We start from the raw sequence: 23,005 nt of genomic DNA, 5'->3' as shown, positions 1-23,005 counted from the left end.
CCTCAGTGTTTGGCCGGGACCTGCGCCGCGGCGCCGGCATCGGGCACCACGCGGATCAGGCCTTCCTGCGCGGTGCTGGCCACCAGCACGCCGTCGCGGGTGAAGAACTGGCCGCGCGCCAGGCCGCGCGAGCCCTGCGCGCTGGGGCTGTCCAGCGAATACAGCAGCCAGTCGTCGGCGCGGAACGGGCGGTGGAACCACAGCGCGTGGTCGAGCGAGGCCATCTGCACGTTCGGCGTGTAGTAGCTGATGCCGTGCGGGAAGGTCGCGGTGCCGAGCAGGTGGAAATCCGAGGCGTAGGCGAGCAGCGCCTGGTGCAGTTCCGGCGCGTCGCCGACCGGTTCGCTCAGGCGCATCCACATGTGCTGGAACGGCGGGCGCTTGGGCGGGTTCAGTTCGTCGCGCGGGTACACGTGGCGGAACTCGAACGGGCCGCCGCGCGAGAGCCAGCGCTGCACCTTGGTCGGCAGCGTCGCCAGCACCTCCGGGCGCGCGGCCTGGGTCGGTTCGATGTCCTCCGGCTGCGGCACTTCCGGCATCTTCAGCTGGTGGGTGGCGCCGTCTTCCTGCTCCTGGAACGAGGCGGCGCAGAAGAAGATCACCTTGCCGTGCTGGACCGCGGTGACCCGGCGCACCGAGAAGCTGCCGCCGTCGCGGGTGCGGTCCACGTCGTAGACGATGGGGTGGTCGATGTCGCCGGCGCGCAGGAAATAGGCGTGCAGCGAATGCGCGCGGCGCCCGTTGTCCACCGTCGCCTGCGCCGCCGACAGCGCCTGGCCCAGCACCTGCCCGCCGAACACGTACTTGGTGCCGATGTCGCGGCTCTGGCCGCGGAACAGGTTGTCCTCCAGCCGTTCCAGCGACAGCAGTTCGATCAGTTCGGACACGACGGGGGCGGGCGGCTTGGCGGACAAGAGGCGGGGCCTGGGCGAGGATTGGCCGCGATTATAGCGGGCCGCCTGCGCCGGCCCGCGCGCGCTGCGGCGCTCAGCCCTTGCCCAGGCGCGCGACCAGCGCGTGCAGCGCGGCCTGGGTGTCCGGTGCCTGCCAGTCGTCGACGAAGCGCTCCAGCTGGATGTGTTCGTCGGCCAGCGCCGCGCGCAGGTCGGCGCGGGCGATCGCGCGGGTCTGCAGCATCGGCTGCCGCGGGCGCTTCAGCAGCTCCTGCAGCCAGGCCACCGCGCGCGCGACCACCAGTTCCGCATCGGCCAGCTCGTCGACCAGGCCGATCTCCAGCGCGCGCTCGGCACTGACCAGCTCGCCGGCGACCAGCAGCCGCTCGGCGCGGTGCGCGCCGACCACGCGCCGCAGCAGGCGCTGGATGCCTTCCGGCGCGACCAGCCCGACCTGGGTCTCGTTGAGGCCGATGGTGACCGGGTGCGCCGGCTCCGGGCTGCGCGCCATCACCCGGTAGTCGCAGCACAGCGCCAGCACGCAGCCGCCGGCCGGCGCGTGGCCGGTCAACGCCGCCACCACCGGGATGGCGCTGTCGGCCAGCGCGCGCGCCGCGCCGAAGAACTGCCGCCAGCTGTCGAGCAGCCGGGCGCGGTCGCTGCCGTGGCCGAGCAGGTGCGGCACGTCCATGCCGGCGGAAAAGATGCGCTCGCTGCCGGACAGTACCAGCGCATGCACCGCGTCGGCCTGCGCCTGCGCGATCGCCGCGGCCAGTTCGGCGCACAGGGCGGTGTCGAGCGCGTTGACCGGCGCGCGCGCCAGGCGCAGCTGGCGGATGGGGCCGTGGTCGAGAACCTGGATCAGCGAGGTCATGGGGGAGGGTCCGAAGGCGGCCAGGGGCGGGGACGGCTATCATAGAGCCATGAAGCTCAAACCATCCGCATGCGTACGGGGGCTGGCCATCGCGCTGGCGTGTCTGGTGCTGTCGGCGCCGGGGGCCGCGTTTGCGGCGCCGGCGGCGGCCAGGAAGGACGGCTGCGTGCCGCAATGGCGCGAGGGCTGGGTGCGGCTGCCGCCGAACGGGGCGATGATGCCGATGGCCGCCGGCTTCGGCCGCCTGCACAACCCCTGCGCGCAGGCGCTGGCGGTGGTGTCGGCGCGCAGCCCGGCGTTCGGCGAGGTGAGCGTGCACCAGAGCACGCAGGTGGACGGGGTCAGCAAGATGCGCGAACTGGAGCGCCTGCCGCTGGCCGCCGGCGCCGACGCGGTGCTGCAGCCCGGTGGCCTGCACCTGATGCTGATGCAGCCGGCGCAGCCGCTGCGCGAGGGCGCCAGCGTGCCGATCACCTTCGTGCTGGAGGATGGGCGCGAGGTGCGGGGCGAGATGAAGGTGGGAGCGGCCAAGCCGTAGCGCCTTGGCTGCGGCGTGTCGGTGTGATTGCCGATGCCGCGGCAGCCGTTGGGTTCGGCGCGTCGCGACTGAAGTCGCTCCCACAAGAGCTTGCGGCCGGCAACCCGGCGCACCGTAGGGAGCTTTAGTCCGGCCGATCCCGAAGCCCGTTGCGTTCAAGGCGCCGTTCGTCGCGGCTGAAGCCGCTCCTACAGGGGGGTGCGGCCAGCCCGCTGGGCGCACTGTGGGAGGGCTTCAGCCCCGACAGCCGTCGGCGCCCGTTTACTTCGCGTTGCCCATGTCGCGGATGCAGCGCTCCTGCGGCATGCGGGACTCGCCGCTTTTACGAATCCCCAATCCCCCAATCCCGAACCCCGGCCTCACCCGCAGGCCGCGCGGATCTCCTCCGGCAGCGGCGCGCTCTTGCCGGTCTGGGTGTCGATCCACACCACCACCACGTTGCCGTCCGAGTGCAGCACGCTGTCGTCGTTCTGGTCGACGATGCGGTGGCCGACGGTGATGCTGCTGCTGCCCATGCGCTCGACGAACAGTTCCACCACGATGTCGTTCGGCCACACGATCGGGCGCCGGTAGTTGACGTTGGTCGCCGCCACCACCGGGGCGATGCGGTTGCGCATCGAGAAGCCCTCCACGTGCAGCAGCCAGCGCACGCGCGCTTCCTCCAGGTAGGAAATGTACTTGGCGTTGTTGACGTGGCCCATGCTGTCCATGTCGCGCCAGCGCACGCTGATCGGCACGCGCGCCAGCGGCTTGTGCGACGTGGAGGAGGAATCGGCGGGGGATGCGCTCATCGTGCGGCCTTCTTGGTCGTGGTCTTCTTGGCCGCCTTCTTGGCGGCGGCCTTCTCTGCTTTGCTCTTGCGCGGCGGCAGCGCGTCGGGCTTGTTGGCCATCGCCGCCGGCTTGGTCGGCTTGGCCACGGTGCCGGCGGGCAGCAGCTTGGCCAGGAACTGGCCGGTGTAGGAATCCGGATGCGCGGCGATCTCCTCCGGGGTGCCGGTGGCCAGGATGGTGCCGCCGCGGTGGCCGCCTTCCGGACCCAGGTCCACCACCCAGTCCGCGGTCTTGATCACGTCCAGGTTGTGCTCGATCACGACCACGGTGTTGCCTTCGTCGCGCAGCTTGTGCAGCACGCCGAGCAGCGCCTCGATGTCGTGGAAGTGCAGGCCGGTGGTCGGTTCGTCGAGGATGTACAGGGTGCGGCCGGTGTCGCGTCGCGACAGTTCCTTGGACAGCTTCACTCGCTGCGCCTCGCCGCCGGACAGCGTGGTCGCGCTCTGTCCCAGCTTGATGTAGCTCAGGCCCACGTCGACCAGCGTCTCCAGCTTGCGCGCGATGCTCGGCACCGGCTCGAACAGGCGCAGCGCGTCCTCCACGGTCATCTGCAGCACGTCGTTGATGTTGAAGCCCTTGTACAGGATCTCCAGCGTCTCGCGGTTGTAGCGCTTGCCGTGGCACACGTCGCAGGGCACGTACACGTCGGGCAGGAAGTGCATCTCCACCTTGATCAGGCCGTCGCCCTGGCACGCCTCGCAGCGGCCGCCGCGCACGTTGAAGCTGAAGCGGCCCGGCGAATAGCCGCGCGCGCGCGACTCGGGCACCTGCGCGAACAGCTCGCGTAGCGGGGTGAACAGGCCGGTGTAGGTGGCCGGGTTGGAGCGCGGGGTGCGGCCGATCGGCGACTGGTCGATGTCCACGACCTTGTCGAACAGGTCCAGATGCTCGATCTCGCGGAACGGCGCCACCGCATGCGAGGCGCCGTTGATCTCATTGGCGGCCAGGGTGAACAGGGTGTCGTTGATCAGCGTCGACTTGCCCGAGCCGGACACGCCGGTGACGCAGGTCAGCAGCCCGGCCGGGATGTCCAGGTCCACGTTCTTGAGGTTGTTGCCGGTGGCCCCGCGCAGGTGCAGGGTCATCTTCGGGTTGGGCTTGTGGCGCTTGGCCGGGATCTCGATGCGGCGCTTGCCCGACAGGTACTGGCCGGTCAGCGAACGCGGCGCCTTCAGCAGGTCCTGCACGGTGCCCTGGCCGACGATCTCGCCGCCGTGCACGCCGGCGCCGGGGCCGATGTCCAGCACGTAGTCGGCCAGGCGGATCGCGTCCTCGTCGTGCTCGACCACGATCACCGTGTTGCCCAGGTCGCGCAACCGGGTGAGCGTGCCGAGCAGGCGTTCGTTGTCGCGTTGGTGCAGGCCGATCGACGGCTCGTCGAGCACGTACATCACCCCAACCAGGCCGGCGCCGATCTGGCTGGCCAGGCGGATGCGCTGCGCCTCGCCGCCGGAGAGGGTGTCGGCCTTGCGTTCCAGGGTCAGGTAGTCCAGGCCGACGTCGACCAGGAAGCCGAGCCGCTCGGCGATTTCCTTGACGATCTTGGTGGCGATCTCGCCGCGCCAGCCGGGCAGGTCGAGCTGGCGGAAGAAGCGCAGCGCATCGTCGATCGGCAGCACCACCAGGTCCGGCAGCGGACGGTCGGCGACGAACACGTTGCGCGCGGCCTTGTTCAGGCGCGCGCCCTTGCAGTCCGGGCACGGCCGCTCGCTGATGTACTTGGCCAGTTCCTCGCGCACCGCCGGCGATTCGGTCTCGCGGTAGCGGCGCTCCAGGTTGGGGATGATGCCCTCGAAGCGGTGCTTGCGCTGGGTGCGGCCGCCGGCGTCGGTGAAGTAGGTGAAGGTGATGGTCTCATCGCCGCTGCCGTACAGCACCGCCTGGCGCACGCTCGCCGGCAGCGACTGCCACGGCGCGTCCACGTCGAACTTGTAGTGCTTGGCCAGCGAGGCGATCAGCTGGAAGTAGTAGGCGTTGCGGCGGTCCCAGCCGCGCACCGCGCCGGCCGACAGCGACAGCTCCGGATGCACCACCACCCGCTCGGGATCGAAGAACTCGGCCACGCCCAGGCCGTCGCAGCTCGGGCAGGCGCCCATCGGCGCGTTGAACGAGAACAGCCGCGGCTCCAGCTCCGGCAGCGAGTAGTCGCACACCGGGCAGCTGTACTTGGAGGAGAACAGGTGCGGCGCGGCGGCGGTGTCGTCCAGCGACTGCACCGAGACCATGCCGTCGGCCAGCTTCAGCGCCGTCTCGAAGCTCTCGGCCAGGCGCTGCTTGATGTCCTCGCGCGGGCGGAAGCGGTCGATCACCGCCTCGATGGTGTGCTTCTGGCGCAGCGCCAGCGCCGGCACCGAGTCGATCTCGTACAGCTCGCCGTCCACGCGCACGCGCACGAATCCCTGCGCGCGCAGCTGCTCGAACACCTGCGCATGCTCGCCCTTGCGCTCGCGGATCACCGGCGCCAGCAGCATGTAGCGCTGCTCCGGGTCCAGGGTCAGCACATGGTCGACCATCTGGCTGATGGTCTGCGCCTCCAGCGGGTAGCCGTGTTCCGGGCAGCGCGGCTGGCCCACGCGCGCGTACAGCAGGCGCAGGTAGTCGTAGATCTCGGTGATGGTGCCGACCGTGGAGCGCGGGTTGTGCGAGGTCGACTTCTGCTCGATCGCGATCGCCGGCGACAGGCCTTCGATGTGGTCGATGTCGGGCTTTTCCATCACGCTGAGGAACTGCCGCGCGTACGCCGACAGCGACTCCACGTAGCGGCGCTGGCCTTCGGCGTAGATGGTGTCGAACGCCAGCGACGACTTGCCCGAGCCGGACAGGCCGGTGATCACGATCAGCTTGTCGCGCGGCAGGTCGAGGTCGAGGTTCTTGAGGTTGTGCGTCCGCGCGCCGCGGATGCGGATGAAATCCATCGCCATGAGGAATCCGTGTTGTGCCGGCGGGCGTCGGCCCGGGCCAGCGTGGGGGCGGAGAGGGGACGGCAATCGATCAGCGTACCCAGCTTGTCAGGTGGGGGCAATTGCCGGATTTGCCAGGCGCCGGGCGGGCGCGCGGCTGGCCGGTTCAGCCAATCGCGGCGCGATGCCGGGGCCGGATCGGCGGCGGGGCGGGGGCTTGACCCTAACCCGCTGAAGCCATTACAATTCCGCTCCTGTCTGCCCGAAGAGGCACGGCAGGGGCGACCACAATAACTACAGAGGAAGTCTGGTCATGTACGCAGTACTGGTAACCGGCGGTAAGCAATACCGCGTCGCGCAGGGCGAAACGCTCCGCGTGGAAAAGCTCGAAGTCGAAGCCGGCAACGAGATCAAGTTCGACAACATCCTGATGCTGGGCGACAGCGACGGCATCAAGTTCGGTGACGCGCTGAAGGGCGCCACCGTCACCGCGAAGGTCGTGGCCCATGGCCGCGCCGACAAGGTGCGCATCATCAAGTTCCGCCGCCGCAAGCACCACATGAAGCGTCAGGGACACCGTCAGCACTACACCGAAATCGAGATCACCGGCATTGCCGGTGGCGACAAGAAGTAAGGAGCAGCAGTCATGGCACACAAAAAAGGCGTAGGTTCCTCGCGCAACGGCCGCGACTCCAACCCGAAATACCTGGGCGTGAAGATGTTCGGCGGCCAGGCGATCGAGGCCGGCAACATCATCGTGCGTCAGCGCGGCACCCAGTTCCACCCGGGTACCGGCGTCGGCCTGGGCCGCGACCACACCCTGTTCGCGCTGGTCGACGGCAAGGTCGAGTTCTCGGTGAAGGGCGCCAAGAAGCGTCGCACCGTGAGCGTGGTGGCCGAAGCGACCGCCGAGGCGTAAGCGTTTCGCCTCCAGGGCCTGCGCCCGCGCAGGCTTGCTGACGAAAGCCCCGCTTCGGCGGGGTTTTTGTTTTGGCGGCCGGGAACCGGGAATGGGGAATCGGGAATGGCAAAAGCGCCTCCCGTCGGCTCGCTCCCTTGCCTGGTCATGCAGCTGATCGGATTTTGCCGATCGGGTGCTGCCACTTAGAATCGACGCCACGGCCCGGTTCGCTTTTCCGATTCTCGATTCACCATTCCCCATTCCCGGTTGTTAATCCATGAAGTTGGTAGACGAAGCAGAAATCCAGGTCAGTGCCGGCAATGGCGGCAATGGCTGCATCGGCTTCCGCCGCGAGAAGTTCATCCCGCTCGGTGGGCCGGACGGCGGCGACGGCGGCAACGGCGGCAGCGTGTGGCTGGTCGCCGACGAGAACCTCAATACCCTGGTCGATTTCCGCCACCAGCGCGCGTTCCGCGCGCAGCGCGGCGAGAACGGCATGGGCCGGCAGATGTACGGCAAGGCCGGCGAAGACCTGGTCATCACCGTGCCGGTCGGCACCGTGGTCATCAACGTCGATACCGACGAGACCATCGGCGACCTGGTCGCGCATGGCGACAGGCTGCTGGTCGCGCAGGGCGGCAAGGGCGGCCTGGGCAACATGCATTTCAAGAGCTCGGTGACGCGCGCGCCGCGCAAGGCGACGCCGGGCGAGGAGGGCGAGGAGCGCACGCTGAAGCTGGAGCTGAAGCTGCTGGCCGACGTCGGCCTGCTCGGCTTCCCCAACGCCGGCAAGAGCACCTTCATCCGCGCGGTGTCCGCGGCCACGCCGAAGGTCGCCGACTATCCGTTCACCACGCTGTATCCGAACCTGGGCGTGGTCAGCGTCGAGGCCTACCGCAGCTTCGTGATCGCCGACATCCCGGGCCTGATCGAAGGCGCGGCCGACGGCGCCGGGCTGGGCGCGCAGTTCCTGCGCCACCTGCAGCGCACCCGCCTGCTGCTGCACCTGGTGGACCTGGCGCCGATGGAAGGCGGCGTGGACGGGGTGGCGCCGATCGAGCAGGTGCGCGCGATCGAGCGCGAGCTGGAGAAGCACGACGCCGAGCTGCTGGCCAAGCCGCGCTGGCTGGTGCTGAACAAGGCCGACCTGATGTTCGAGGACGAGGCGCGCGCGCTGGCCGAACAGGTCGTCGCCGAGCTGGGCTGGACCCAGCCGTGGTACCTGGTCTCGGCGCTGGGCCGCGACGGCACCTGGCCGATCATGAAGGACGTGATGGCGTTCTTCGACCGCCAGCGCGAGGATGCGCTGGACGCGGCCGCCAATGCGCCCTGAGCGCGGCGGCCGGTCCGCCGCGGCACTGCCCGGAGCGGATCACGCGCACACGAAAAACCCGGCCAAGGCCGGGCTTTTTCGTAGTGCCGGAAGCGCTGGCGCCCCCGGCAACAACCGCAGCCGATCAGGCGGCGGTCTTGATCGCCTTGATGCGGGCGGTCAGGCGGCTCTTGTGACGGGCAGCCTTGTTCTTGTGGATCAGGCCGCGCGAGCTGAAACGGTCGAGGATCGGCTGGGCGACGGCGAAAGCGGCTTCGGCGCCGGCGGCGTCGTTGGCGTCCAGGGCCTTGATGACCTTCTTGACGGCGGTGCGCAGCATCGAACGCTGAGCCGTGTTGCGCGCGTTGCGCACGACGGTCTGCTTGGCGCGCTTCTTGGCGGACTTGATATTGGCCACGGTGGTGGTTTCCTGGAAAGCTGTGTGGTGGATAAAAACAAGCGGGAGAGTATGAAGCGTCCAAACAACTGCGTCAAGCCAATTGTCAAGAGGGTCGCTGCATGAGCGCGCCGCGCATGCTCCGCGGGCTGCTCTCGTTCAGCAGCATGACCATGGTCTCGCGCGTGCTGGGGCTGGTACGCGATCAGGCTATCACCATTTCGTTCGGCGCCAACGCCACCACCGACGCATTCTGGGTCGCGTTCCGCATTCCCAATTTCCTGCGCCGGCTGTTCGCCGAAGGGTCGTTCGCCACCGCCTTCGTGCCGGTGTTCACCGAGGTGAAGGAAACCCGGCCGCACGCCGACCTGCGCGCGCTGATGTCGCGGGTGTCCGGCACGCTGGGCGGGATCCTGCTGCTGGTCACCGCGCTGGGGCTGATCTTCACCCCGCAGGTGGCGCTGCTGTTCAATCCGGGCTCCAGCGACGATCCGGCCAAGTTCGGCCTGATCGTGGACCTGCTGCGGCTGACCTTCCCGTTCCTGCTGTTCGTGTCGCTCACGGCGCTGGCCGGCGGCGCCCTGAACAGCTTCCACCGCTTCGGCCTGCCGGCGCTGACCCCGGTGATCCTCAACCTGTGCATGATCGCCGGCGCGCTGTGGCTGGCGCCGAAGCTGGAGGTACCGATCCTGGCGATGGGCTGGGCGGTGCTGGTGGCCGGCGCGTTGCAGCTGCTGTTCCAGCTGCCGGCGCTGCGCGGCATCGACCTGCTGACCCTGCCGCGCTGGGGCTGGCGCCACCCGGACGTGCGCCGGGTGCTGACGCTGATGGTGCCGACCCTGTTCGGCTCCTCGATCGCGCAGATCAACCTGCTGCTGGACACGGTGATCGCCTCGTTCCTGTTCGCCGGCTCGCAGAGTTGGCTGTCGCAGGCCGACCGTTTCCTGGAGCTGCCGCTGGGCGTGTTCGGCGTGGCGCTGGGCACGGTGATCCTGCCGGCGCTGTCGCGCCACCACGTCAAGACCGACCACGCCGGGTTCTCCAACGCGCTGGACTGGGGCCTGCGCACCACGCTGCTGATCGCGGTGCCGGCGATGCTGGGGCTGATGCTGCTGAGCCAGCCGCTGGTGGCCACGCTGTTCCAGTACGGCAAGTTCACCGCGTTCGACACGCGCATGGCGGCGATGTCGGTGTTCGGGCTGAGCTTCGGCCTGCCCGCGTTCGCGCTGCTGAAGGTGCTGCTGCCGGCGTTCTACTCGCGCCAGGACACGCGCACGCCGGTGCGCGCCGGCGTGGTCGCGCTGGTCGCCAACATGGTGCTGAACCTGCTGTTCCTGGCGATCCTGTACCAGCTGTGGGTGCCGGCCGAACTGCGTGCGCAGGGCGTGCGTGCGGCGCTGGCGGCGGTGCCGGGCCTGCACCTGGCGCTGGGTCTGGCCAGCGCGGTGGCCAGCTACATCAACCTGTCGCTGTTGTGGCGCTGGCTGCGCCGCGCCGAGGTGTACCGGCCGCGGCCGGGCTGGGCCGGCTACCTGCTGCGGCTGGGCCTGGCCTGCGCGGCGATGGCCGCGGTGCTGGGGCTGGGCCTGCACTGGCTGCCGGACTTCAGCACGATGGACAAGTGGCACCGCATCGGCAGCCTGCTGGCGCTGGTCGGCGGCGGCGGGGCGGTGTACCTGCTGGCGCTGCTGGCGCTGGGGTTCCGGCCGCGGGATTTGAGGGAACACTGAGGGCTGGGATTGGGGATTGGGGATTGGGGATGGTCCGCCGTTTGGTTGCGGAGGGCCGGGATTCGGGATCCGCGGCGCTGGCGCAGCTGGGCTTTTCTGTAGGAGGGGCTTCAGCCCCGACGCTTTGCCGGTAAGGCGTCGGGGCTGAAGCCCCCCTACAGAAAAGCGGCGGCTGGGTAACCGGGCTGCCGCCTCGTTCAGGCAGGTATGGCGCTTTCTTGTCAAATCGCTTGACGACAGGTTCCACCCAGGCAGCGTGCCGCCAGTCCCGCCAGTCCCGCCAGTCCCGCCAGTCCCGCCAGTCCCCGAATCCCGAATCCCGGCCCCCACGCCACCCCGCTATACTCGACGGTTACGCATCATCGGCCGGCGCACGCGCGCCGGCGCTTCGGACCGAGGAATGAGCAGGCTGTTTAGAGACGTCGAGGGCGGGACTTTGTTCCCGCAGGGAAGCGTGGTCTGCATCGGCGCCTTCGATGGCCTGCATCTGGGCCACCGTGCGCTGGTGCGCCATGCGCTGGCGCGTGCCCGCGCGTTGGGCGTGCCGGCGGTGGCGTTGAGCTTCGAGCCGCTGCCGCGCGAGTTCTTCGCCCCGTCCGCGCCGCCGCCGCGGCTGACCCTGGCGCGGGCCAAGGTCGAAGGCCTGCATGCGCTCGGCGTGGACAGCGTCGGCCTGCTGCGCTTCGACCTGCGCCTGTCGTCGATGAGCGCGCAGGACTTCGTGCGGCGCACCTTGGTCGAGCGGCTGCAGGCGCGCGAGGTGTGGATCGGCCCGGCGTTCCGCTTCGGCCACAAGCGCGGCGGCGACATCGCGCTGCTGCGCGAGATGGGCGCGCAGCTGGGCTTTTCCGCCGGCGAGATCGAGCCGGTGCACCTGCGCGAGGAACGCATCTCCAGCACCCGCATCCGCGAGCTGCTGGTGGCCGGCGAGTTCGCGCATGCCGCCGAACTGCTCGGCCGCCCGTACGCGATCGACGGCCGCGTGGTGCGCGGCAAGCAGCTCGGGCGCACGCTCGGCTATCCCACCGCGAACCTGCGCTTCAACCGCACCCCGGCGCTGTCGGGCATCTACGCGACCTGGGTGCACGGGGTGGGTGAGCGGCCGTGGCCGTCGGTGTCCAGCTTCGGCACGCGGCCGACCGTGCAGGGCGTCGAGCCGTTGCTGGAAGCGCATCTGTTCGATTTCCAGGGCGACCTGTACGGGCGCCACATCGACGTGGAATTCGTCGCCAAGCTGCGCGACGAAGAGAAATTCTCCGACCTGGCGGCGCTGACCGAACAGATGCATCGCGACGCCGCGCTGGCCCGGCGCCTGCTCGCGGCCGCGCCGGAAGCCGCGCCGCCGCGCGCGAACGCCGATGGCGCCAGCCGCACGCACCAGCCCGCGCGCCCGCGCGGACTCTCCACTGAAGACAACCGGTAAATCCCCGTGACCCAGGACTACAAAGCCACCCTCCACCTGCCGGCGACGGACTTCCCGATGCGCGGCGACCTGCCCAAGCGCGAGCCGGACACGCTGGCGCGCTGGGAGAGCGAGGGCCTGTACGCGCAGCTGCGCGACAACGCCCAGGGCCGGCCGCTGTTCGTGCTGCACGACGGCCCGCCGTACGCCAACGGCGCGATCCACCTCGGCCACGCGGTCAACAAGATCCTCAAGGACATCATCGTCAAGTCCAAGTACCTGGCCGGCTTCGATGCGCCGTACATCCCGGGCTGGGACTGCCATGGCCTGCCGATCGAGATCGCGATCGAGAAGAAGTTCGGCAAGGTCGGGGTCAAGCTGGACGCGGCGCAGTTCCGGCAGAAGTGCCGCGAATACGCCAACGAGCAGATCGACATCCAGCGCCGCGACTTCAAGCGCCTGGGCGTGATCGGCGACTGGGACAACCCGTACCGCACGCTGGACTTCCATTTCGAGGCCAACGAGATCCGCGCGCTGGCGCGCATCGTCGACAACGGCCACCTGACCCGCGGGGTGAAGCCGGTGCACTGGTGCTTCGACTGCGGCTCGGCGCTGGCCGAGGCGGAGATCGAGTACGCCGACAAGCAGTCGCCGACCGTGGACGTGGCCTACACCGCGCGCGACGGCGCGGCGCTGGCCGCCGCGTTCGGCGCCGCGCTGCCGGACGGTGTGGAGGTCGCGGTGCCGATCTGGACCACCACGCCCTGGACGCTGCCGGCCTCGCTGGCGGTGTCGCTGGGGCCGGACCTGGTCTACGCGCTGGTCGAAGGCCCGGCGCATGCCGGCCGCCGCCGCTGGCTGGTGCTGGCCGATGCGCTGGCCGAGCGCGCGCTGCAGCGCTATGGCGTGGCCGAGGTGGTGGTGCACGGCCGCGTCGCCGGCGCGGCGCTGGAAAATCAAGTGCTCGCGCATCCGTTCTACGACGAGCGCGACATCCCGCTGATCCTGGGCAGCCACGTCTCCGACGAGGACGGCACCGGCGCGGTGCACACCGCGCCCGGGCACGGCCAGGAAGACTACGTGGCGGCCAGGCAGTACGGCCTGATCGAGCGCTACACCGCCGCGCAGATCAACCCGATTGACGGCCGCGGCGTGTACCTGCCGTCGACCCCGCCGGCCGATGGCGTGGCGCTGGCCGGGCTGCACATCTGGAAGGCCAACGACGTCATCGCCGAGGTGCTGGCCGCGCGCGGCGCGCTGCTGGCGCACGCGACGATGACCCACAGCTACCCGCACTGCTGGCGGCACAAGACCCCGATCGCGTTCCGCGCCACCCCGCAGTGGTTCATCTCGATGGAGCAGGCCAACCTGCGCGCCGACGCGCTGAAGGCGATCGAGGGCGTGCACTGGTATCCGTCCTGGGGCCAGGCGCGCATCGCCGGCATGGTCGCCGGGCGCCCGGACTGGACCATCTCCCGGCAGCGCACCTGGGGCGTGCCGATCGCGCTGTTCGTGCATCGCGAGACCGGCGAGCCGCATCCGCGCAGCACCGAGCTGATGCGCCAGGTCGCCGACCGCGTCGAGGAGAGCGGGGTGGACGTGTGGTACACGCTCGACGCCGCCGAACTGCTGGGCGAGGAGGCCGCCGACTACGACAAGATCACCGACATCCTCGACGTGTGGTTCGACTCGGGCGTCACCCACGAGGCGGTGCTGGCCGAGCGCGGCATCCCCAAGCCGGCCGACCTGTACCTGGAAGGCTCGGACCAGCACCGCGGCTGGTTCCAGTCCTCGCTGCTGACCGGCGTGGCGCTGGACCACGCGGCGCCGTACCGGCAGTGCCTGACCCACGGCTTCACCGTGGACGAGCACGGCCGCAAGATGTCCAAGTCGCTGGGCAACGGCATCGAGCCGCAGGACATCATGAAGACGCTGGGCGCGGACATCCTGCGCCTGTGGATCGCCTCGGCCGACTACAGCAACGAGATGTCGCTGTCGCAGGAGATCCTCAAGCGCAACGCCGACGCCTACCGGCGCCTGCGCAACACCGCGCGCTTCCTGCTCGGCAACCTGCACGGCTTCGCGCCGGCCACGCACCTGCTGCCGTTGGCGGAGATGGTGGCGCTGGACCGCTGGATCGTGCATCGCGCCTACGAGCTGCAGGAGCAGATCAAGGCCGCCTACGAGCGCTACGACTTCGCCGCGATCGTGCAGGCGCTGCTGAACTTCTGCAGCGTGGACCTGGGCTCGCTGTACCTGGACGTGACCAAGGACCGGCTGTACACGATGGCCGAGGACTCGCGCGGCCGGCGTTCGGCGCAGAGCGCGATGTTCCATGTCGCCGAGGCGTTCGTGCGCTGGATCGCGCCGATCCTGAGCTTCACTGCCGACGAACTGTGGGGCTACCTGCCCGGCGCGCACGTCGGCAACGTGCTGTTCGCCACCTGGTACGAAGGCCTGGCGCCGCTGCCGGAAGACGCGGCGCTGAGCGCGGCCGACTTCGAGCAGCTGCTGGCGCTGCGCGAGCAGGTGTCCAAGGTGCTGGAGCCGATGCGCGGCAACGGCGTGATCGGCGCGGCGCTGGAGGCGGAGATCACCGTCGCCGCCGACGCGGCCACGGCAGCCAAGCTGCAGCCGCTGCAGGAGGAACTGCGCTTCCTGTTCATCAGCGGCGACGTGGTGGTGCGCGAGGCCAGCACCGACGAGATCTTCGTCAGCGCCCAGGCCACTTCCAAGCAGAAGTGCGTGCGCTGCTGGCACCACCGCGCCGACGTCGGCGTGGACCCGGCGCATCCGGAACTGTGCGGCCGCTGCGTCAGCAACATCGCCGGGCCGGGCGAGGAGCGCCGCTGGTTCTGATCCGCCCTGGCGCGGCGGCGGCGCGTCCCGTGCCGTTGCCGCGTCGCACCTAGCCGTCCCTCCACCTGATCCTTCGCCCAAGGCGGACCTCGCGCATGACCGTACGACCCAACCCCTCCGCCCTGATCTGGCTGCTGCTGTCCGCGCTGGTGATCGGCCTGGACCAGTGGAGCAAGGCCTGGGTGCTGTCCAGCCTGCCCGAGTTCACCGCGGTGCCGGTGATCCCCGGCTTCTGGAACTGGTACCGCACCTACAATACCGGCGCTGCGTTCAGCTTCCTGAGCCAGGCTGGCGGCTGGCAGCTGTGGTTCTTCACCGCGCTGGCGGTGGGCATCAGCGGCCTGCTGGCCTGGTGGCTGGCGCGCACCCCGCGCGGCGACTGGCGCAGCGCGATGCCTTACGCCCTGGTCATCGGCGGCGCGATCGGCAACGTGATCGACCGGCTGATGCACGGCCACGTGGTCGATTTCATCCAGTGGTACGTGGGCGACCACTACTGGCCCTCGTTCAACATCGCCGACTCGGCGATCGTCGCCGGCGCCGTGGGCATCGCCCTGTTCGGCGTGTTCGACGGCAAGTCGAAGCGAAAAGCGGGATAATCGGGGCATGGACGTCCTGCTCGCCAATCCCCGTGGTTTCTGCGCCGGTGTCGACCGCGCGATCGAGATCGTCAAGCGCGCCATCGAGACCCTGGGCGCGCCGATCTACGTGCGCCACGAGGTGGTGCACAACCGCTTCGTGGTCGACGACCTGAAGCAGCGCGGCGCGATCTTCGTCGAGGAGCTCGACGAAGTGCCCGACGGCAACACCGTCATCTTCAGCGCCCACGGCGTGTCCCAGGCGGTGCGCCAGGAGGCCGAGCGGCGCGGGCTGAAGGTGTTCGACGCGACCTGCCCGCTGGTCACCAAGGTCCATTTCGAAGTGGCCCGGCACTGCCGCGCCGGCCGCGACGTGGTGCTGATCGGCCATGCCGGCCACCCGGAAGTGGAGGGCACGATGGGCCAATGGAACCGCGAACGCGGCGTCGGGCGCATCTACCTGGTCGAGGACATCGAGCAGGTCGCCACGCTGGACATCCAGCAGCCGGAGAACCTGGCCTACACCACCCAGACCACGCTGTCGGTGGACGACACCCGCGGCATCATCGACGCGCTGCGCGCGCGCTACCCGGCGATGCAGGGGCCGAAGAACGACGACATCTGCTACGCCACCCAGAACCGCCAGGACGCGGTGCGCGACCTGGCCAGGCAGTGCGACCTGGTGCTGGTGGTCGGCTCGCCGAACAGCTCCAATTCCAACCGGCTCAGCGAGCTGGCGCGGCGCGACGGGGTGGAGTCCTACCTGATCGACGGCGCTGACGAGATCGACCCGGCCTGGGTCGTCGGCAAGCGCCGCATCGGCCTGACCGCCGGCGCCTCCGCCCCGCAGGTGCTGGTGGACGGCGTCATCGCGCGGCTGCGCGAACTGGGCGCCGACGGCGTCGGCGAACTGGCCGGCGAACCGGAGTCGATGGTGTTCGCCCTGCCCAAGGAACTGCGCCTGCGCCTGGTCAATTGACCGGACGCCCGCGGCCCCCTAGAATTTGCGGTTCAGCCGGAATAGCTCAGTTGGTAGAGCGGCGCATTCGTAATGCGTAGGTCGTAGGTTCGATTCCTATTTCCGGCACCAGGACCCGAATCTGCCGGATTGCATCATCGGCACGATTCACAACGAAACGCCCGGGCCGCAACGGTTTCGGGCGTTTTCATTTTCCGTTGCCGCAACGATTTGCCCGGGGTTGCCCGCCCCCATTCCCCAAAATTTCCCCATACGATGGGGCCCATGGCGAGCATCCAAAAATCAGGCAACAAGTACCGGGTCCAGGTCTATGTCGACGGCGTTCGCGACTCGGCGACGAAAAAGACGCGCCAGGAGGCCGCCCAGTGGGCGCTGGAGCGTGAGGCCGAGCTGCGCGGCACGAAGCTGCCCGACAAGACCTACAGCGACGCCATGCAGCGTTACAGCGACGAGGTGGCGCCGAAGCGGGGCGGTTCCCACTGGGAGCTGATCCGCCTGAAAGCGCTGAAGCGCGACCCGATCGCGGCCCGCCGGATCGCTGCACTGGGGCCGGAGGACTTCTCCCGCTGGCGCGATGACCGCCTGACCCAAGTCAAGCCCGGCACGGTGGCGCGCGAGATGAACCTGCTGCGCGCCGTGCTCGAGGTGGCCCGGCGCGACTGGCGCTGGATCCGCGAGAACCCGATGTCCGATGTGCGGTGGCCGCAGACACCCAAGGGCAGGGCGCGTCGCGTCAGTGCGGAGGAGGTGGCGGCGCTGGCCGCAGCGTTCGGGGTATGGGACAAGCTTTCTGCCGAGACGGCGACCCAGCGTACCGGCCTAGCATTCCTGTTCGCGCTGGAGACGGCGATGCGCTCGGGGGAGATACTGGCGTTGACCTGGCCGAACATCCACTTGGATGATCGCTACGTGCATCTTCCCAAGACGAAAAACGGGGATTCTCGCGACGTGCCCCTGACGCTGCGCGCTTGCGAGATCCTGCGGGCGCTGCCGCTCGGCTTTGGGCCAGTCTTTGCGATCGATGCGGCCACGCGCGACGCACTCTGGCGCAAGGTGCGGGACAAGACGCCGCACCGGTTGGTCCATTTCCATGACAGCCGCGCCGAGGCCATTTGGAGGCTGTCCAAGAAGCTGGACGTGCTGCAGTTGGCCCGAGTGATCGGGCACCGCGACCTCAAGTCGCTCATGATCTACTACAACGAGCCGGCCTCGTCGCTGGCTAGGCAGCTCGGCTGATCTTCCGCTCGTCGTCAGCCCACCGCGCAATCTCGGACTTCTTCCACTTCTTCTCGTTGCCGATGATCAGGGGCGCCGGGAAGCTTGGCCGACACGCTACGCGCTCCAGAAATCCGCGCCGATTCGGATCGCCGCTTGGCGTCACCAGCCCCAAGAAGACCGCCGAGGCGTCGGCATTGAGCCATCGGTCGCCTTCGATCAGCGCGGCCAGGGTCGCGAGCAAGTGAGCATCGGAATGCTGGTCGGGACGCTCAGCCATGGCTGCCACCCTCCGGCGGTTGATGCTCGGGACATTCCCAGCCGTCCCAGGTGTTGCGCCATCCGGCGCGGGTGGCGTCGCGGTCGTCGTTCGACTCGCAGACCCGGCCGCAGTGTTCGCACGCGATCACTGGCTCGTCTTCTCCGGAGCACAGGCGCATGCCGCTGCAGTCGGCGTGCCCAGGGCCGCCCGGATCGCCGTAGTCCTCGGCGCCGCACCGAGCGCACCGATAGACCGCCTGGCTGCAGCGACTTCCACCACGAGGGCAGGCCCGTCCACCGTCGGAACGCCAGTCGTGGCCAGAGGCGCAGGTGTTGCCGCCGGCCAGGCTGATCGCTTCAGCGACAAGATGCTGCAGGGTCATCGCGACACCTCCGGCGCCGGCGCGGCGCGCTCCGATTTCGATAGGGCGTGGGCGACATGGCGGGCGTAGGTGGCAACGGCGCGCCAATACGCAGCCATGGGGCCTTTGCGCTTTCGCCACGCCTTCTCAGCCTCGGCGTTGGCCTGGTGGCGCAGATCGCGCATGACGGCCTCGATGCGAGAGCGATCGGACGCGGGTAACGCAAGCAACGCTTTGCCTGCCTCCAGCTGCAGAAGTGGGTTTGTGTAGCCCATCACCGCACCTCCGGCGCCGGCGCGGCGGCGAGCAATTCGCGGGCCTTCAGGGCGAGCCTGTTCCCGTCCACCGATAGGCCTCGCATGTCGGCGCAGGACTCGACGAACGCGCGCCATTCCTCCGGCACCACCACTGCGGGCGCCTGGGGCTGCGATGCGAGAGCGGCGCGCGCGTAGTCCTGGACTTGATCATCGGCACCGGCGCCGAACTCATCGAAGAATGCAATGGGGAGCGGAGGCAAGCCGTGGGCCTGAGGCTTCGGTGCCAGCGCGGCGATCGCCGCATCGAGCGCGGAACGTTGAGCAGACCTGGCGCGAGAGTTGCGGCGCAGAGCGGCCAGTTCCGCAATGTGGGCCTGCTGTTCGATGTCAGCCATTGAGCTTCTCCTCACGCCGTGCGATGCGCCGATGCAGCTCGACCACGAACCGCCGATGGGTGCTGTCCATCGGGCAGGCGGCAACCGCTGACAAGGCCGCCATGGTTAAGTCGTTCGGCGTTGCCAGCGGCGCGCCCGGTAGAACGGTGACGACCTTGCTCGGGTCGTCCGCCTCGACGGCCACCACGCCCGCCTCGGTCAGGATTGCCCGGTCAGCGTCGCTGAGTTGCCCGCGCGGGAAAACGACGATCTGGCTCATGCGCCGCTCTCCTGCTGCTGGTGCTGGCTGTCGATCAGGGCGCGCAGCTCATCCACAAGTTCCAGCATGAAATTGTGGTGGTCCGACTTCACGTCAGCGTGGCGGCCGCTCCCAAATGACAGGCCGCCCATGTCGTCGTGACCGAATTGCTCCGCATAGTCATCAGCCTCCTGCCGGATCAGCTTCGCGGCAGCTTCGATGCCAGGAGCCAGGTCCACGCCCTGCGCTGCCGGCTGCTTGCTCCGTCGTGCGCCCATCCAATTCTCGGTGCGCTCGGCCCAAACGCGCGGCGCTGCCGACTTTTCGGAGGCAATCACTCCGGCCATCGCCCCGCTTTTCAGTGCGGCGACGATGGGGCTTTCTTCCACCGGCACAGCAGCAGGCGCGGGCCGCTTGAAGTCTTCGGTCTTGGCGCCGACCAAGCTGGCATAGCGCTTTGCTTCGGCGATCCGCTGATCGTTCAGCGGCTCATGGTCGCCCATGCCGAGCGCATACCGCAGAGGCTGGCCTACTGCGCTGCTTCCGCCCTGGTGATGCCACAGCACCCACGCGATAGCCGCGCGCGCCGTGTCCGTGAACTCGGGCGACAGCTCTGCAGCCTCACCGGCGACGGGGGCGGCAAACAGTTGTGTTCCTAGAGGCAGGTCTTTGAACATCTGCCCGGCCTTCGTGGTGGCGAAAAGCTGTACAACCTCTCCGACCGGCTCCTGCCCGCCCGCGCTGCTCGCCGCCTGCACTGCCAGTAGCTCGGGGAGGGCGGCGAGGCGCTTCCCGGCGGCTCGGATTGCTTCGCCGATGTTGATGGTCTCGCCAACGCTGTCGTACATACAGCCGTCCCACTGCTTAGCGATCAGCTCGGCCAGCGCCTCGGGGGTGATTGTGGTGTTCATGCGATGCTCCAGTGGCCCTTGGCGAACTTGATGCGGCCGGCCTTGCGCAGGGCCTGCAGGCGGGCGTCCACGTAGCGGCCCAGGGGCTTCGCCTTCGGGCCGGTGGCGGCGACAGCCAGCACTTCGGCCTCCACGCGCGCAACGATGCCAGCGCACTGGGTTTCGTGGTTCTCGATCGCGTGCACGATGGCCGCGTCGAGTTCGGTGTACTTGCTCATGCAATGTCCTTCGGCGCACGGCGCCAGTTGCGTATCGTGTTGAGGAAGCGACGCCACCAGGCCGAGCGCAGCCGCTCGACCTCGGCGCGGAGCCGAATGTTCTCGTCGACGGTGGCCGCCAGCTGCTCCCGAAGAAGCGACTTCGGCGGCTGGCGCATGCGGCGGGGCGGGCGGGGGAAAAGCTGGTCGGTCATGCGGCGCGGTCCATGTCGGAGGCGTCGACCTCGATCGCATCGAACAGGCCGGGCATGGCGATCTCCCGTTCTGCCGCCTGCAGGTACCGGATGCCGTCCATGAAGTAGGGTGTGCTCAGCTCCGCAGCGCGGCCCCGGCGGCCGAGCTTGAGCGCGCGATAGGGCACGGTGAACAGGCCTCCGAATGGATCGAACACCAGCTCGCCCGGATTGCTGAAGCGCTGGATGAGCCGATCGACGATGTCGAACTGCAGCGGGCAGATGTGGTTCTCCAAGCCCCGGCGCGTCTGCTCGCCGTTGAGCGTCAGCATGCGGTTCACGTCGTGCCAGACGTCCGGGTCGTGGCTGCCCGGCGCCAGGGACATGAAGGTCGAGGGCAGCGCGCCGCGCGCTTCGAGTTCCTCGCCGATGCGCACGTGGGTCTCGTAGTCGTAGATCTCGCGCAGGCTGTATTCGGTGAACAGCTTGGCGAGCTTGTCCGGCCCGAGCTGCGCCAGGTCGTCGGCAGTGAGCTGGCGGTTGCCGCTGGACCGCCAGAAGGCATGCGCATCGACCTGCCAGCGCGCCCGGGTGTAGTGGGCCTTCTCCTTTCGCACCGGCACGTCGGCGTAGCCGCGGGAGCGATCCGTCTGCGGCTTGTGCAGCAGCACGACGTACTCGGGCGAGCCGACGCCCATCTTCGTCGCGTCCTTGCACTGCTCGGACCAGCCCAGGCGATAGGTCTGGTTGTTCTCGCGCACCACGTCGGTCACCACCGTGATCAGCCCCATGTAGTCGAAGCCGTGGGAGCGGTAGTGGAAGATCGCCTCGGCATGGAACGGGCTGACCGTCGGCACGCCGGCGCCGGTGACTGCGCCGAACTGGATCCGGTCCTTGACGTGGATCGTCGCGATGCGGCCGGGCTTGAGGATCCGCAGCAGCTCGGGCGTCAGGTGGTCCATCTGCGCCCAGAAGTGCGCATTGTCGTCGGTGTGCCCGAAGTCGTTGTAGCTAGGGCTGTACTCGTAGTGGTTGGCGAACGGGATCGACGTGACCACGAGGTCGACGCTGTTCTCGTCCATGCGCCTGGTCTCGTCCACGCAGTCGTTGTTCGCGACCAGCCAACCGGTGCCGCTGGCTTCGATCCGCTCCACGCCGATCGAGCGCTGCAGTACCTGCGCCATGGCGGCCTCGCTGAGGCCGTATTCCCTGATGATCTCGCTCATGCGTGCTCGCATCTCCGTGTCTCGGTTCCACTTCTCTTGCAGGCTGGCCAGCGTCTCGCGTTCAGACTCGGCGTAGACGATCCAGATTTCGACGGCGTGCTCCTGTAGGAACCGCTGGATGCGGTAGACCGCCTGGATGAAGTCGTTGAACTTGTGGCCGATGCCGGCGAACACGGCGCGGTGGCAGTGCCGCTGGAAGTTGCAGCCGCTGCCGGCGATGACCGGCTTGGCCGACAGGATCCGGATGCGCCCCTGGCTGAAGTCGATCACCGCCTGCTCGCGCTGCTCCAGGTCTTGGTCGCCGTAGATGCTGACCGCATCCGGGATGGCGGCCTGCAACGCGTGCCGCTCCGCTTCGAGGTCGTGCCAGACCAGCCAGTGCGATTCCGGGTACTTGTCGAGGATGCCGCGCACCGCGGCGACGCGCGGCCCGATCGTCTCCCGCTTCTCGCGCGCCGCGTCCACAACGCCCAGCGAGGCGTCCCGGAACAGCTTGTGCTGTCCGTCGCGTTCCGCGCCGGCGGTGGAGTGGTCCACCGGTACCTCGACGTAATGCACCTTCAGCGGCGGCAGGTCGTAGCCTTCGTCGCTGTAGCCGAGGTCAGAGGGCTTCTGCAGGAACAGCGCCCAGCTGGCCACCCACAACCAAAATTCGCGCTCTTTGTGCGGGTAGAGCTGCAGGTTGCCGGCCTTGCTGCTGTCGCGCTTGAACCAGCGGGTGAGGGCCTGCCCGGTGTCCATCACGCCGAGGTAGCCGGCGTAGTGGATCAGCTCCTTGTAGCGGTTCGGGCTGGGCGTGGCGGTGGCCACGAACCGGTACCGGACCGACTGGAACAGCGGCAGGAACTCCTGGTAGGTCTTGGAGCCGAAGCTGCGCAGCACCGAAGCCTCGTCCAGGCTGGTGGCGGTGAACGCCGCCGGGTCGATCTTCCCGTCGCGCACCGATTCGTAGTTGGTCATGTGGATGCCGTCGAAGCTCGGATCGATCTCCGCTGTCGTGCGCACGAACCGCACGTCCGGCGCGCGCCGCGGATCCTGCTTGATCCACGCGGCAAGCTGGCGCCGCTGCTCGTCGGTTACGCGCTCGTGGTCACCGGTGCGCAGCATGCGGGCGTCCGCGGCGAACTCCTGGCGCACGCCCAGCGGCAGGACCAGACCCACGGCGCCGCCGGCATGCGCGCGTGCCAGGCGCAGGATCTCGATCTGCTGCACCGACTTGCCCAGGCCGAAGGCCTCGAACAGGGCGCGGCGGCCGCCAGCGCATGCCCAGCGCACGGCATCGGGCTGGTGTCGCGTCAGGATCGGGTTCACGTCCTCCGCGGCGACGTCGAAGCCCAGGGACGGTGCGACGCGCACCTTGCGCTCCAGGAACTCGCGGTAGGGGTCAGCCACCGCGCGCCTCGCTCTGCGCTTCGTCGCGCAGCTGCTGCAGCGCCGGCAGGACGTTGAGGCGGACCAGCTCGTCGCTGGCTGCGGCCTGGCGCGCGCGCTCGACGGCCCACTGCAGGGCGGCCAGGCGGTCGTTCTGGTGGATGCTGGTCATGGCAAAATCG

25 protein-coding genes and 1 tRNA gene are annotated in these 23,005 nt (G+C 68.9%); 11 read left to right on the top strand and 15 right to left on the bottom strand.

All coding sequences use genetic code 11. The features are described 5' to 3' along the window. Positions 1 to 2 precede the first annotated feature (2 nt). Together tesB and OCJ37_RS14660 are read right to left on the bottom strand one after the other, a co-directional pair. A complete protein-coding gene (tesB, locus tag OCJ37_RS14665) occupies positions 3 to 914 on the bottom strand; it encodes an acyl-CoA thioesterase II (protein ID WP_263110454.1) in 912 nt (303 codons plus the stop codon). Between the two features lie 73 nt (positions 915 to 987). Then, on the bottom strand, positions 988 to 1,767 hold the full coding sequence (locus OCJ37_RS14660; protein WP_263110452.1) for an enoyl-CoA hydratase/isomerase family protein: 780 nt from the start codon (positions 1,765 to 1,767) through the stop codon (positions 988 to 990). A gap of 49 nt (positions 1,768 to 1,816) precedes the next feature. On the opposite strand from OCJ37_RS14660, the gene OCJ37_RS14655 reads away from it, so the two are divergent. Beyond that, positions 1,817 to 2,305 (top strand): copper chaperone PCu(A)C, encoded by a 489-nt coding sequence (locus OCJ37_RS14655; protein ID WP_263110451.1) that lies wholly within the window; start codon positions 1,817 to 1,819, stop codon positions 2,303 to 2,305. 359 nt (positions 2,306 to 2,664) lie between these two features. On the opposite strand, the gene OCJ37_RS14650 is transcribed toward OCJ37_RS14655, so the two are convergent. Then, a complete protein-coding gene (locus tag OCJ37_RS14650) occupies positions 2,665 to 3,096 on the bottom strand; it encodes an acyl-CoA thioesterase (protein WP_263110450.1) in 432 nt (143 codons plus the stop codon). After that, complete coding sequence (gene uvrA / locus OCJ37_RS14645) at positions 3,093 to 6,059, bottom strand: excinuclease ABC subunit UvrA (RefSeq protein ID WP_263110449.1); 2,967 nt, start codon at positions 6,057 to 6,059, stop codon at positions 3,093 to 3,095. The genes OCJ37_RS14650 and uvrA overlap by 4 nt, the downstream gene beginning before the upstream one ends. A 292-nt stretch (positions 6,060 to 6,351) precedes the next feature. Here uvrA and rplU point away from each other — a divergent pair, with 292 nt between their 5' ends. The 3 genes from rplU (at position 6,352) to cgtA (ending at position 8,272) form a co-directional block, all read left to right on the top strand. Then, on the top strand, positions 6,352 to 6,672 hold the full coding sequence (rplU, locus tag OCJ37_RS14640; protein WP_263110447.1) for a 50S ribosomal protein L21: 321 nt from the start codon (positions 6,352 to 6,354) through the stop codon (positions 6,670 to 6,672). A gap of 12 nt (positions 6,673 to 6,684) precedes the next feature. Then, positions 6,685 to 6,957, top strand: a complete 273-nt coding sequence (rpmA, locus tag OCJ37_RS14635) for a 50S ribosomal protein L27 (RefSeq protein WP_263110446.1) — start codon at positions 6,685 to 6,687, stop codon at positions 6,955 to 6,957. A gap of 259 nt (positions 6,958 to 7,216) precedes the next feature. Then, positions 7,217 to 8,272, top strand: coding sequence for an Obg family GTPase CgtA (cgtA, locus tag OCJ37_RS14630; RefSeq protein ID WP_263110444.1), 1,056 nt, complete (start codon positions 7,217 to 7,219; stop codon positions 8,270 to 8,272). A gap of 124 nt (positions 8,273 to 8,396) precedes the next feature. Here the strand turns inward: cgtA and rpsT are convergent, their stop codons facing one another. Further along, positions 8,397 to 8,669 carry a 30S ribosomal protein S20 gene (rpsT, locus tag OCJ37_RS14625; RefSeq protein ID WP_003469619.1) on the bottom strand — a complete coding sequence of 91 codons (273 nt, stop codon included), beginning with the start codon at positions 8,667 to 8,669 and terminating at the stop codon, positions 8,397 to 8,399. 116 nt (positions 8,670 to 8,785) lie between these two features. Between rpsT and murJ the strand changes: the two genes are divergently transcribed. From murJ to OCJ37_RS14590, 7 genes are all read left to right on the top strand, one after another. After that, positions 8,786 to 10,378: a murein biosynthesis integral membrane protein MurJ gene (murJ, locus tag OCJ37_RS14620; RefSeq protein WP_263113697.1), complete on the top strand. Its 1,593-nt coding sequence runs from the start codon at positions 8,786 to 8,788 to the stop codon at positions 10,376 to 10,378. Between the two features lie 400 nt (positions 10,379 to 10,778). Continuing rightward, positions 10,779 to 11,801: a bifunctional riboflavin kinase/FAD synthetase gene (locus OCJ37_RS14615; RefSeq protein ID WP_263110428.1), complete on the top strand. Its 1,023-nt coding sequence runs from the start codon at positions 10,779 to 10,781 to the stop codon at positions 11,799 to 11,801. 6 nt (positions 11,802 to 11,807) lie between these two features. Beyond that, positions 11,808 to 14,639, top strand: coding sequence for an isoleucine--tRNA ligase (ileS, locus tag OCJ37_RS14610; RefSeq protein WP_263110426.1), 2,832 nt, complete (start codon positions 11,808 to 11,810; stop codon positions 14,637 to 14,639). A 95-nt stretch (positions 14,640 to 14,734) separates the two neighbouring features. Further along, complete coding sequence (lspA, locus tag OCJ37_RS14605) at positions 14,735 to 15,238, top strand: signal peptidase II (RefSeq protein WP_263110425.1); 504 nt, start codon at positions 14,735 to 14,737, stop codon at positions 15,236 to 15,238. 7 nt (positions 15,239 to 15,245) lie between these two features. Beyond that, positions 15,246 to 16,196, top strand: coding sequence for a 4-hydroxy-3-methylbut-2-enyl diphosphate reductase (gene ispH, locus OCJ37_RS14600; protein WP_263110423.1), 951 nt, complete (start codon positions 15,246 to 15,248; stop codon positions 16,194 to 16,196). A 35-nt stretch (positions 16,197 to 16,231) separates the two neighbouring features. Then, positions 16,232 to 16,307 (top strand) — tRNA-Thr (locus OCJ37_RS14595). A 153-nt stretch (positions 16,308 to 16,460) separates the two neighbouring features. Then, positions 16,461 to 17,432, top strand: coding sequence for a tyrosine-type recombinase/integrase (locus OCJ37_RS14590; RefSeq protein ID WP_263110421.1), 972 nt, complete (start codon positions 16,461 to 16,463; stop codon positions 17,430 to 17,432). Here OCJ37_RS14590 and OCJ37_RS14585 read toward each other — a convergent pair. Genes OCJ37_RS14585 through OCJ37_RS14540 form a run of 10 tightly spaced genes read right to left on the bottom strand, consistent with a single transcriptional unit; the run spans position 17,416 to position 22,995 of the window. Continuing rightward, entirely contained in the window at positions 17,416 to 17,691 is a 276-nt protein-coding gene (locus tag OCJ37_RS14585; RefSeq protein ID WP_263110419.1) for a hypothetical protein, read from the bottom strand. The genes OCJ37_RS14590 and OCJ37_RS14585 overlap by 17 nt on opposite strands. Then, positions 17,684 to 18,055 (bottom strand): hypothetical protein, encoded by a 372-nt coding sequence (locus OCJ37_RS14580; protein ID WP_263110417.1) that lies wholly within the window; start codon positions 18,053 to 18,055, stop codon positions 17,684 to 17,686. The genes OCJ37_RS14585 and OCJ37_RS14580 overlap by 8 nt, the downstream gene beginning before the upstream one ends. Beyond that, a complete protein-coding gene (locus OCJ37_RS14575; protein ID WP_263110415.1) occupies positions 18,052 to 18,309 on the bottom strand; it encodes a hypothetical protein in 258 nt (85 codons plus the stop codon). The genes OCJ37_RS14580 and OCJ37_RS14575 overlap by 4 nt, the downstream gene beginning before the upstream one ends. After that, positions 18,309 to 18,686, bottom strand: a complete 378-nt coding sequence (locus OCJ37_RS14570) for a hypothetical protein (protein WP_263110413.1) — start codon at positions 18,684 to 18,686, stop codon at positions 18,309 to 18,311. Before OCJ37_RS14570 ends, OCJ37_RS14575 begins: the two co-directional genes overlap by 1 nt. Continuing rightward, on the bottom strand, positions 18,679 to 18,945 hold the full coding sequence (locus OCJ37_RS14565) for a hypothetical protein (RefSeq protein ID WP_263110412.1): 267 nt from the start codon (positions 18,943 to 18,945) through the stop codon (positions 18,679 to 18,681). Before OCJ37_RS14565 ends, OCJ37_RS14570 begins: the two co-directional genes overlap by 8 nt. Continuing rightward, positions 18,942 to 19,835, bottom strand: a complete 894-nt coding sequence (locus OCJ37_RS14560) for a hypothetical protein (protein ID WP_263110410.1) — start codon at positions 19,833 to 19,835, stop codon at positions 18,942 to 18,944. The genes OCJ37_RS14565 and OCJ37_RS14560 overlap by 4 nt, the downstream gene beginning before the upstream one ends. Further along, the gene (locus OCJ37_RS14555) at positions 19,832 to 20,053 is read right to left on the bottom strand and encodes a hypothetical protein (RefSeq protein ID WP_263110408.1); all 222 of its coding nucleotides are present in this window, start codon (positions 20,051 to 20,053) and stop codon (positions 19,832 to 19,834) included. Before OCJ37_RS14555 ends, OCJ37_RS14560 begins: the two co-directional genes overlap by 4 nt. Then, positions 20,050 to 20,247 (bottom strand): hypothetical protein, encoded by a 198-nt coding sequence (locus tag OCJ37_RS14550; protein WP_263110406.1) that lies wholly within the window; start codon positions 20,245 to 20,247, stop codon positions 20,050 to 20,052. Before OCJ37_RS14550 ends, OCJ37_RS14555 begins: the two co-directional genes overlap by 4 nt. Beyond that, positions 20,244 to 22,844: a DNA methyltransferase gene (locus tag OCJ37_RS14545; RefSeq protein ID WP_263110404.1), complete on the bottom strand. Its 2,601-nt coding sequence runs from the start codon at positions 22,842 to 22,844 to the stop codon at positions 20,244 to 20,246. The genes OCJ37_RS14550 and OCJ37_RS14545 overlap by 4 nt, the downstream gene beginning before the upstream one ends. Then, the gene (locus OCJ37_RS14540) at positions 22,837 to 22,995 is read right to left on the bottom strand and encodes a hypothetical protein (RefSeq protein WP_263110403.1); all 159 of its coding nucleotides are present in this window, start codon (positions 22,993 to 22,995) and stop codon (positions 22,837 to 22,839) included. Before OCJ37_RS14540 ends, OCJ37_RS14545 begins: the two co-directional genes overlap by 8 nt. Positions 22,996 to 23,005: the final 10 nt, after the last annotated feature.

It is taken from the genome of Xanthomonas sp. AM6, assembly GCF_025665335.1.
GTDB lineage: Bacteria > Pseudomonadota > Gammaproteobacteria > Xanthomonadales > Xanthomonadaceae > Xanthomonas_A.
This window is presented reverse-complemented; position numbering and strand designations above follow the sequence as displayed.

Coding starts and splice junctions, on each gene's coding strand:
- lspA (WP_263110425.1), top strand. CDS start 14,735: ATGACCGTACGACCCAACCCCTCCGCCCTGATCTGGCTGCTGCTGTCC.
- rplU (WP_263110447.1), top strand. CDS start 6,352: ATGTACGCAGTACTGGTAACCGGCGGTAAGCAATACCGCGTCGCGCAG.
- OCJ37_RS14580 (WP_263110417.1), bottom strand. CDS start 18,055: ATGACCCTGCAGCATCTTGTCGCTGAAGCGATCAGCCTGGCCGGCGGC.
- OCJ37_RS14555 (WP_263110408.1), bottom strand. CDS start 20,053: ATGAGCAAGTACACCGAACTCGACGCGGCCATCGTGCACGCGATCGAG.
- OCJ37_RS14575 (WP_263110415.1), bottom strand. CDS start 18,309: ATGGGCTACACAAACCCACTTCTGCAGCTGGAGGCAGGCAAAGCGTTG.
- OCJ37_RS14615 (WP_263110428.1), top strand. CDS start 10,779: ATGAGCAGGCTGTTTAGAGACGTCGAGGGCGGGACTTTGTTCCCGCAG.
- OCJ37_RS14560 (WP_263110410.1), bottom strand. CDS start 19,835: ATGAACACCACAATCACCCCCGAGGCGCTGGCCGAGCTGATCGCTAAG.
- OCJ37_RS14565 (WP_263110412.1), bottom strand. CDS start 18,945: ATGAGCCAGATCGTCGTTTTCCCGCGCGGGCAACTCAGCGACGCTGAC.
- cgtA (WP_263110444.1), top strand. CDS start 7,217: ATGAAGTTGGTAGACGAAGCAGAAATCCAGGTCAGTGCCGGCAATGGC.
- ispH (WP_263110423.1), top strand. CDS start 15,246: ATGGACGTCCTGCTCGCCAATCCCCGTGGTTTCTGCGCCGGTGTCGAC.
- OCJ37_RS14660 (WP_263110452.1), bottom strand. CDS start 1,767: ATGACCTCGCTGATCCAGGTTCTCGACCACGGCCCCATCCGCCAGCTG.
- OCJ37_RS14570 (WP_263110413.1), bottom strand. CDS start 18,686: ATGGCTGACATCGAACAGCAGGCCCACATTGCGGAACTGGCCGCTCTG.
- OCJ37_RS14655 (WP_263110451.1), top strand. CDS start 1,817: ATGAAGCTCAAACCATCCGCATGCGTACGGGGGCTGGCCATCGCGCTG.
- murJ (WP_263113697.1), top strand. CDS start 8,786: ATGCTCCGCGGGCTGCTCTCGTTCAGCAGCATGACCATGGTCTCGCGC.
- rpmA (WP_263110446.1), top strand. CDS start 6,685: ATGGCACACAAAAAAGGCGTAGGTTCCTCGCGCAACGGCCGCGACTCC.
- OCJ37_RS14585 (WP_263110419.1), bottom strand. CDS start 17,691: ATGGCTGAGCGTCCCGACCAGCATTCCGATGCTCACTTGCTCGCGACC.
- uvrA (WP_263110449.1), bottom strand. CDS start 6,059: ATGGCGATGGATTTCATCCGCATCCGCGGCGCGCGGACGCACAACCTC.
- OCJ37_RS14550 (WP_263110406.1), bottom strand. CDS start 20,247: ATGACCGACCAGCTTTTCCCCCGCCCGCCCCGCCGCATGCGCCAGCCG.
- OCJ37_RS14650 (WP_263110450.1), bottom strand. CDS start 3,096: ATGAGCGCATCCCCCGCCGATTCCTCCTCCACGTCGCACAAGCCGCTG.
- OCJ37_RS14540 (WP_263110403.1), bottom strand. CDS start 22,995: ATGACCAGCATCCACCAGAACGACCGCCTGGCCGCCCTGCAGTGGGCC.
- OCJ37_RS14590 (WP_263110421.1), top strand. CDS start 16,461: ATGGCGAGCATCCAAAAATCAGGCAACAAGTACCGGGTCCAGGTCTAT.